8 protein-coding genes are annotated in these 8313 nt (G+C 33.3%); 7 read left to right on the top strand and 1 reads right to left on the bottom strand.

The features are described 5' to 3' along the window. Positions 1–51: 51 nt before the first annotated feature. A complete protein-coding gene (locus tag ACW2QF_RS15290; protein ID WP_455716875.1) occupies positions 52–849 on the top strand; it encodes a hypothetical protein in 798 nt (265 codons plus the stop codon). 63 nt (positions 850–912) lie between these two features. Here ACW2QF_RS15290 and ACW2QF_RS15285 read toward each other — a convergent pair whose 3' ends face one another. Then, positions 913–1548, bottom strand: a complete 636-nt coding sequence (locus ACW2QF_RS15285; RefSeq protein WP_455716874.1) for a DedA family protein — start codon at positions 1546–1548, stop codon at positions 913–915. 205 nt (positions 1549–1753) lie between these two features. Between ACW2QF_RS15285 and ACW2QF_RS15280 the strand changes: the two genes are divergently transcribed. The 6 genes from ACW2QF_RS15280 (at position 1754) to ACW2QF_RS15255 (ending at position 7926) form a co-directional block, all read left to right on the top strand. Then, entirely contained in the window at positions 1754–3346 is a 1593-nt protein-coding gene (locus ACW2QF_RS15280; protein ID WP_455716873.1) for an immunoglobulin-like domain-containing protein, read from the top strand. Positions 3347–3638: 292 nt separating this feature from the next. Beyond that, on the top strand, positions 3639–4775 hold the full coding sequence (gene tgt, locus ACW2QF_RS15275; protein WP_455716872.1) for a tRNA guanosine(34) transglycosylase Tgt: 1137 nt from the start codon (positions 3639–3641) through the stop codon (positions 4773–4775). A gap of 51 nt (positions 4776–4826) precedes the next feature. Beyond that, positions 4827–5159, top strand: coding sequence for a preprotein translocase subunit YajC (gene yajC, locus ACW2QF_RS15270; RefSeq protein ID WP_455716871.1), 333 nt, complete (start codon positions 4827–4829; stop codon positions 5157–5159). Between the two features lie 119 nt (positions 5160–5278). Continuing rightward, complete coding sequence (locus ACW2QF_RS15265; protein ID WP_455716870.1) at positions 5279–6199, top strand: sugar phosphate nucleotidyltransferase; 921 nt, start codon at positions 5279–5281, stop codon at positions 6197–6199. A 6-nt stretch (positions 6200–6205) separates the two neighbouring features. After that, positions 6206–6880 carry a response regulator transcription factor gene (locus ACW2QF_RS15260; protein WP_455716869.1) on the top strand — a complete coding sequence of 225 codons (675 nt, stop codon included), beginning with the start codon at positions 6206–6208 and terminating at the stop codon, positions 6878–6880. Positions 6881–6912: 32 nt separating this feature from the next. Further along, positions 6913–7926, top strand: coding sequence for a sensor histidine kinase (locus ACW2QF_RS15255; protein ID WP_455716868.1), 1014 nt, complete (start codon positions 6913–6915; stop codon positions 7924–7926). Positions 7927–8313: the final 387 nt, after the last annotated feature.

Genomic DNA, 8313 nt, shown 5'->3' with positions numbered 1-8313 from the left:
TGCTTATTTAATGTAAAATTATTATGTAGAAATGTAAAAAGGAGTGATTCCATGGCTAAATTTTGCTCAAAAGAAATTATACAATTGATACGTAAATCGAAATCTAAAATTGTACAACTAATGTTAGTAGCAATTGTAATAGTAGGTGTATGTGTAGCTGGAATCTATGTGGTTTATAGCTTTACGGATAGGTTAGATGAGGGGAGCGTCAGTGGTGAAGCAGATGTAAATCTTGTTGATGTACTAGGAGAAACGCCAATTGAACTGGGGAATACAATTAATTCCGAAGAATATTTAGAAGATGAAGGAGCAAACGTTGCTTCAGAAAATTCATATGTATATGAGGCTGATTATGATAGTATTATAGAAGACGGTGAGCCTAGTAATGCATACACATTATTCGAAGCAACAAAAAATGATGTTGTACCAATAATGGATGAGTATTTTACCGGACAAGGTCTTAAAATGAATTTTGAGACAGATATGGACAACACATACGAAATGGTTGATGATGAGAAAATCACGTATTATGAGACTTTATCTATGTGGTCAGAAAAGGAAAATGACTCAGAGATGTATTTTATTTCATCTGATACTGTTACCGGCAAATTGTTATATGTGGGTGTGTATAGAGAAGATAAGGAAGAAGCAATACAGCTAATAAGAAAGAGTCTTGAGGTAATAGATCCTAATTTAACAGAGGAACAGTTACATGAGACTTCTAGTAATATGGTTAATTCTACAGACTATGTTGATGAAATCTGTGGGGATTATGAGGTACAAGGTGGATATTTAGGGGAAGAACAAAACCTTTACTATTATTATATTGTAAGCTTGTTAGATAACTAATTATTACATAGAAAAGGAACGATCGGCTAAGAGATATTCTTAGGAAGAAAGTTCCCTTTCTTATTAATTATCAGTAATCTGATTAGAAGTATTGTTTTTTTTAGATGATTTACTTTTTTTATGCTTAAGTTTTTTGAATACAAGAACCCCAACAATACCAATAAATAATGGAATGAGAATATGTTTATATTCATCATAATAACCATAAGCTAATTGCCAATTATCTTGTAAGAAGTAACCTGTTCCAATTAACATAGTATTCCATATTGTAATACCAATGAAAGAAGATAATAGGAAGACAGAATAGTTTTGTTTCATGGAACCACTTATGAATGCGATATATGTTCTACATATAGGAATCACTCTAGCGAAACAGACAGCAGAGGCACCATATTTATCAAATGTTTGATAAGAAGAATTAATTCCTTTCTCTGTTTTTGGAAATTTGTGTGTTAAACGCTTAAGTATTGCTGAACCACCGTAATATCCAATCAAATAGCAGATTGTGGTACCGATGAGTCCTGCAATCACGCTGGCAGTTAATATTACAAAAAAGTGGATATTCTGAGAACTTGCAATTGCTCCAGAGAATGGAAGTACAATCTCGCTTGATACAGGAAAGCAAGCATATTCAAGCATGATAATTATGAACATAGCAATTAACCCATAATCAGATATTAAGTTGGTGAAGAATTCCATAGTTCACTCAATTCTTTTTTGAAAGTATATTACAGTTAGTGAATAAAAATGCTTAACAATTCCATATTACGTAATAAAAGGACAAGTCTATCATATATATATTATTAGACCGTATAGGATTGTTATATTGTTGACGAAAAACGTACATAAAACATTTATTAAAATTTAAATAAATGGAATTACAGCATGGCACATGGAGGTTAAAATGAAAGAACTTTTACAAAGAATGCAAAAGAGGAGTAAATATTTGCTGATGCTTTCTATTATTTTATTATCAATATATGGGGTCAGCGCAATGAAGTCAACAGATGCTGCTTCTAACTACCCATATATGATCAAGGTTAATAAACAACAGAATTGCGTAACAGTCTATGGCAAAGATAGTAAAGGCAAATATACGGTACCTGTTAAAGCTATGATTTGCTCTACAGGTGTAGATACTCCACTAGGTACATACCGTACACCAGCACGTTACAGATGGAAGGTACTGTTAGATGATGTATGGGGACAATATAGTACAAGAATTACAGGTGGTATCTTATTCCATTCTGTTTGGTATTATAAACAAGATCCATCTACTCTATCAGCAGTGCAATATAATAAGCTAGGAACAATGTGTTCCCATGGTTGTATACGTCTAACCGTTGCTGATGCCAAATGGATATATGATAACTGTCCTATTGGAACAACAGTTACAATCTATAATAGCAGTAATCCAGGGCCTCTTGGCAAACCAGTTGCAATTAAATTACCAACAAATGCTGGATGGGACCCAACAGATGTATATTATAAGAATAATCCATTTAATAGCAAGAAACCTACAATTAGCGGAGCTAAGAATAAGACCGTTGCATACGGAGCTTCAGTAGATTTGCTAAGTGGTGTTACGGCAAAGAATACAACTGGTTTTGGTATTACTTCACGAATTAAGGTTTCGGGAAAAGTTAATACGAAGAAAGCCGGCAAATACAAAATTACATATACGGTTACTGACGAGATAGGAAGAACGACTAAGAAAACTGTTACATATACTGTTTTGGGTGGAGAAGATAAGGTTGATGATGAAGATAAAGTAAATGAAGTGGTTGGGGCACCTAAGATTTCAGGTGTAAAGGATAGAGTAATTAATGGAAAAACAAAAGTTACGAAGACTTTTGCTCTTAAAGGAGTAACGGCAACCATTGGAGATGAGAAAGTAGACAATAACAAGATTAAAGTTACGATAAAGAATAACAAAGATAATACTTATACAATAACTTATAAATTGGTTGCTTCTGACGGAAAATATGATCTAGTAGAAGCGGATATTACTGTTGATAAAGAAGCACCTGATATTATTGGAGTGAAAAACAAAGAAGTTTCATGGGATCTAGTTGTTAACCGTAAGGTGGCATTAAAAGGTGTTAAGATTACAGATAATGTTAGTGATATGTCACTTGATGATATCAAGGTAACAATTAAAGAAAAAGAAGATATGTATGTAGTAACCTATACAGCTCAAGATGATGTAGGTAATAAGACTACAAAAATGGTAAACTTCAAGAAAAAGGATTATCTTCGTTTTGAAGGAGTTGTAGACCGAGTTGCTAAGAGCGATGAAGTGATAGACAAAGCTTTTGTAATGCAAGGGGTAAAAGCATATTATAATGCAGATGATATAACAGATTCTGTGGAAGTTAGCTTAGAACCTGTATATGATAATGACGGCAATATCAAAGAGTATAAAGTTACTTATGTTATTAGTGATAAATTAAATAATGATTATCAAGTTACAGCTAAGGTCACAGTGATAAGATAGGCTGAATGAGAGGATTTTGTAAAACTAATCAGTATTTACAAGATCCTCTTTCTTATTAAATCTAATTTATTTATTAAATATGAAAAAATAAGTTGAAAAAAGGTTATAATCTAGTTATACTTTAAATATTGACTGTAACCCATAAGTGTACCGAATATTCACAATTTGTAATGAATTTCTAATCATACAGTACACTTTGTTACAAAGATTTACATGTTAGAATGTCAGTTGTATAGTAATAGGGTTGAGTTTCATATTCAAACTATTGTGTACAAGTTGACTAGGAGGTTAGATGTACAAGTTAATTAAGAGAGATGGCATGGCAAAGCGTGGAGAATTTCACACAGTTCATGGAACAATCCAAACTCCTGTATTCATGAATGTTGGTACTTGTGCAGCAATTAAAGGCGCAGTATCTACAGAAGATTTACAAGGATTAAAGACACAAGTGGAATTATCGAATACGTATCATCTACATGTCCGTCCGGGAGATAAAGTGATTAAGCAACTTGGTGGTCTTCATAAATTTATGGTTTGGGACAAACCAATCCTAACAGATTCAGGCGGATTCCAAGTGTTTTCATTGTCAGGACTACGTAAAATCAAAGAAGAGGGTGTGTATTTTAACTCTCATATTGATGGCCGTAAGATTTTCATGGGTCCAGAAGAAAGTATGCAGATTCAATCGAATCTTGCATCAACAATAGCGATGGCATTTGATGAATGTCCACCGCATCCAGCAACTAGAGAATATATGCAGAATTCTGTTGATCGTACAACAAGATGGCTAGAACGTTGTAAAAAAGAGATGGCAAGGCTGAATTCTTTAGAGGATACTATTAATAAAAATCAGATGTTATTTGGTATTAACCAAGGTGGTACTTACGAAGATATCCGTATTGAACATGCAAAACGTATATCAGAAATGGATCTTGATGGGTACGCACTGGGAGGGCTTGCAGTTGGTGAGTCACATTCCGAGATGTATCGTATTATTGAAGAAACAGTACCTTACCTACCATTAGAGAAACCTACTTACCTTATGGGAGTTGGTACACCTGCGAATATCCTAGAGGCGGTTGATCGTGGTGTAGATTTCTTTGACTGTGTGTATCCAACGAGAAATGGTAGACATGGTCATGCTTATACGAATCTTGGTAAAATCAATCTACTGAATGCAAGATTTGAATTAGACTCAAGACCGATTGAAGAAGGTTGTCAGTGTCCAGCCTGTCAAAAGTATAGCCGTGCATATATAAGACATCTTTTGAAAGCAAAAGAGATGCTAGGACTTCGATTAATCGTAATGCATAACTTATATTTCTACAATACAATGATGGAAGAAATCCGTGAGGCAATTGAACAAGGCAGATATAAAGAATATAAGAAAGCAAAATTAGATGGCTTTGAAGCAAATGGAGAAAGTTAAAATTTCTTGACGAATGTCATGAAGATAAAGATATCTATAGGAGGAATTATTATGAATTTACCAATATTAGCAGCAGAAACAACAGGATCAGTATCAGGAGGAACGTTTACTACTTTTATGACTGTTGGATATTTATTAATCATAGGTGTAGCATTTTACTTAATTGCAATTAGACCTCAAAAGAAACAACAAAAAGCACATGCAGCTATGTTAACAACAATCACAAATGGTGATAGCGTGTTAACTTCAAGTGGTTTCTATGGTGTTGTTATTGATGTTATGGAAGACGTAGTAATTCTTGAGTTTGGTAACAACAAAAACTGTAGAATTCCAATGCAAAAATCTGCAATCATCGAAGTAGAAAAATCAGAAGAAAATAAGTAGTCGTTAATGCAGGAGTTGTTGGATATGTAAAAGTATCTAACAACTCCTTTTTTCTATAGACAAATAAAAAATACAAAGGTACTATATTAGTGAAAGAAAATTTTGATGGAGGAATTACTATGAACAAACCAGTACTAGTAATTATGGCTGCAGGAATGGGCAGTAGATACGGTGGATTAAAACAAATGGATCCCGTTGATTATGAAGGACATAAGATTATAGATTTTTCAATATATGATGCAAAAAGAGCAGGTTTTGAGAAGGTTATTTTTGTAATCAAGAAGGAACTTGAAAAAGATTTTAAAGAATTGGTTGGTGATCCAATATCAAAACATATGGAAGTACAGTATGTGTTCCAAAATCTAGACAATATTCCAGAAGGTTTCTCTATTCCAGAAGGGAGAGTAAAACCATGGGGAACTGGTCATGCGGTACTTAGCTGTTATGATGTAATTGATGGACCATTTGCTGTAATTAATGCGGATGATTATTATGGTGCAAGTGCATTTCAGATGATATATGATTTCTTATCAGAAGTAAAAGACGATTCCTGTTACCGTTATACAATGGTAGGGTATCGTTTGAAGAATACAGTAACGGACAATGGTTATGTATCAAGAGGTGTATGTGATATTGATTCAGGTCAGATGTTACAAGGCATCGTTGAACGTACAAGAATCGAAAAGCATGGAGATGGCATCGCTTATTCAGAAGATGGAGGTAAGTCGTTTACTTCACTTCCTGAAGATACCGTTGTATCTATGAATATGTGGGGATTTACTGCCAGTATAATGGAAGAACTTAAAAGACGTTTTGCTTTCTTTATGAATGAAGAGGTTCGAAATAACCCTGAGAAAGCAGAATATTTCTTACCAAGTGTAGTGGATCAATTATTAATAGCCAATAAAGCTACGGTAAAAGTGTTAAATTCAGAAGATAAATGGTATGGTGTTACATACAAAGAAGATAAAGAAGGCGTTGTAAACGCAATTGCAAGTATGAAAGACAAAGGAATGTACCCAACAAATCTTTGGAGGTAATGATTCATGTTTAAGATACTAATAGTAGAAGATGATGAAACAATTGCTAGGATATTATCAGAGAATTTGAATAAATGGGGATACGAATCTGCGTATGTGGAAGATTTTGACGCAGTGTTGCAAACATTTAGAGATTTCGAACCACATTTGGTTTTGATGGATATTACATTGCCATATTACAATGGGTTCTATTGGTGTTCTGAGATTCGTAAAGAATCCAATGTCCCGATTGTATTCATATCATCGAATACAGATAATATGAATATTGTAATGGCAATGAACATGGGAGGGGATGACTTCATTACGAAGCCATTCGACCTCTCTGTTGTGGTTGCAAAGATACAAGCAATTCTAAGAAGAACATACTCCTATATGAATCAGGTTACAACGATTGAACATAGAGGGGCAATTCTTAATATTGGTGAAGCAACACTTTGTTATCAAGATACAAAGTTAGATTTAACAAGGAATGAATTCCGAATCTTACAATTATTAATGGAGAAGAAGAATACTGTAGTTACTAGGGAAGAGATTATGAAAAAATTATGGGACAGCGATTGTTTTATTGATGATAATACACTAACGGTTAATGTGACAAGATTGCGTAAGAAGCTTGAAGAGATTGGACTGGAAGAATTTATTGTAACGAAAAAGGGAATTGGATATGTTATGAGTGATTAACAATAGATAGATTTAGAAGGAGCAATCATATTATGAAGAAATTTCGTATTATAGAGTATATAAAACTTAGAATCCCTTTTTTTCTTCTTCTGATTCTTACATGTTTCTTGTTTCCGTTTCTTCAATATCTATATGGATACAAGTTAGATGCTGCGTGGTATTGTGTTGAGATAGAGTTGTTTGTAGCGTTGGTAATTATCAGTATCGATTATAGATTTCAGAGGAAGAAATATGAGAAGTTGTTAGAACGCTATTGTAATATCTCTGTTTATGAAACGGATTCAATAGAGTCGTCCAATTGTATGGAAGAGGGATATGAGCAAATTATTAAGTCACTTCATGAAAAGACAAAAGAGTCTTCAAATGAGATCGAAATTCGACATTCAGGACAAATCGAATATTTCACCATGTGGGTACATCAAATTAAGACACCTATTGCAGCATTATCATTATTACTTGACAATAGCGAAATGGAATCCAGTGCGAAAAATTCTATGAAGCAGGAAGTCTTCAAAATTGAGCAATATGCAAGTTTAGTACTTGAATATCTTAGAATTGAAAATATGAGTAATGACATTATATTAAGCCCATACGAACTTGATGGAATCGTAAAGAGAGTAGTTAAGAAGTTTTCAACGATATTTATTCATAAGAAAAATTCCTTAGTTATGGAAGATTTGAAATTCAAAGTGCAAACAGATGAGAGATGGCTAGGATTTTTAATTGAACAGATACTATCAAATGCACTAAAATATACGAATCATGGTACGATTCGTATATATGAAGAAAGGGACTATATTGGTAGAGTAGTACTTGTTATAGAGGACACAGGAATAGGAATTAAGGAAGAAGATATCCCGAGAATTTTTGAACGTGGATATACAGGTTTGAATGGGCGTATGAATCAGAAAGCAACGGGAATAGGACTATATTTATCAAAAAAAGTTGCGGATCGCCTATCGTGTAGTATTTCGGTAACATCGAAAATACGTGAAGGAACGAAAGTGTCTATTATTTTTCCGAAGGATAATTTAGAGGTCTTTTAACAAGAGACAAAAACCACTGAGGTGTATGTAGTAATGAATCTTAAAATTTGGTATAAAGAAAAACTAGGCTTACTATGATATTTTCAAAGTAAGTCTAATTTTATATTCTCGCTTTTTAGATTGGTTTATTGGACCATAAGTATAGCCTAATTTATTAAGAACCTTACATAAGTGTAAGATATAGGAAAAGAAATGTAAGCTTAAGTTAAGGCATTGTACTTCATTTCTTATTATAATAAGTACATAGAGATTGGCAAAACACTTTGATAAATGTCAGGTACACTACAAAGAGTTTCATGTCGATTAAGAATGATAAAGATAGAAGGGAGAAAAATAATTGAATTATTTGTGCTAAATTATTTGAAGAAATTTAATAATATTAGTTTT

The sequence above is a fragment of the Anaerosporobacter sp. genome (genome assembly GCF_965301125.1).
Note: the sequence above shows the minus strand (reverse complement) of the source record. Positions and strands in the feature narration are given on the sequence as shown.

What these genes read in the sequence shown, in the direction of transcription:
- ACW2QF_RS15265 (WP_455716870.1), top strand. Translation starts at nt 5,279, where the DNA reads ATGAACAAACCAGTACTAGTAATTATGGCTGCAGGAATGGGCAGTAGA.
- ACW2QF_RS15280 (WP_455716873.1), top strand. Translation starts at nt 1,754, where the DNA reads ATGAAAGAACTTTTACAAAGAATGCAAAAGAGGAGTAAATATTTGCTG.
- ACW2QF_RS15285 (WP_455716874.1), bottom strand. Translation starts at nt 1,548, where the DNA reads ATGGAATTCTTCACCAACTTAATATCTGATTATGGGTTAATTGCTATG.
- tgt (WP_455716872.1), top strand. Translation starts at nt 3,639, where the DNA reads ATGTACAAGTTAATTAAGAGAGATGGCATGGCAAAGCGTGGAGAATTT.
- ACW2QF_RS15255 (WP_455716868.1), top strand. Translation starts at nt 6,913, where the DNA reads ATGAAGAAATTTCGTATTATAGAGTATATAAAACTTAGAATCCCTTTT.
- ACW2QF_RS15260 (WP_455716869.1), top strand. Translation starts at nt 6,206, where the DNA reads ATGTTTAAGATACTAATAGTAGAAGATGATGAAACAATTGCTAGGATA.
- ACW2QF_RS15290 (WP_455716875.1), top strand. Translation starts at nt 52, where the DNA reads ATGGCTAAATTTTGCTCAAAAGAAATTATACAATTGATACGTAAATCG.
- yajC (WP_455716871.1), top strand. Translation starts at nt 4,827, where the DNA reads ATGAATTTACCAATATTAGCAGCAGAAACAACAGGATCAGTATCAGGA.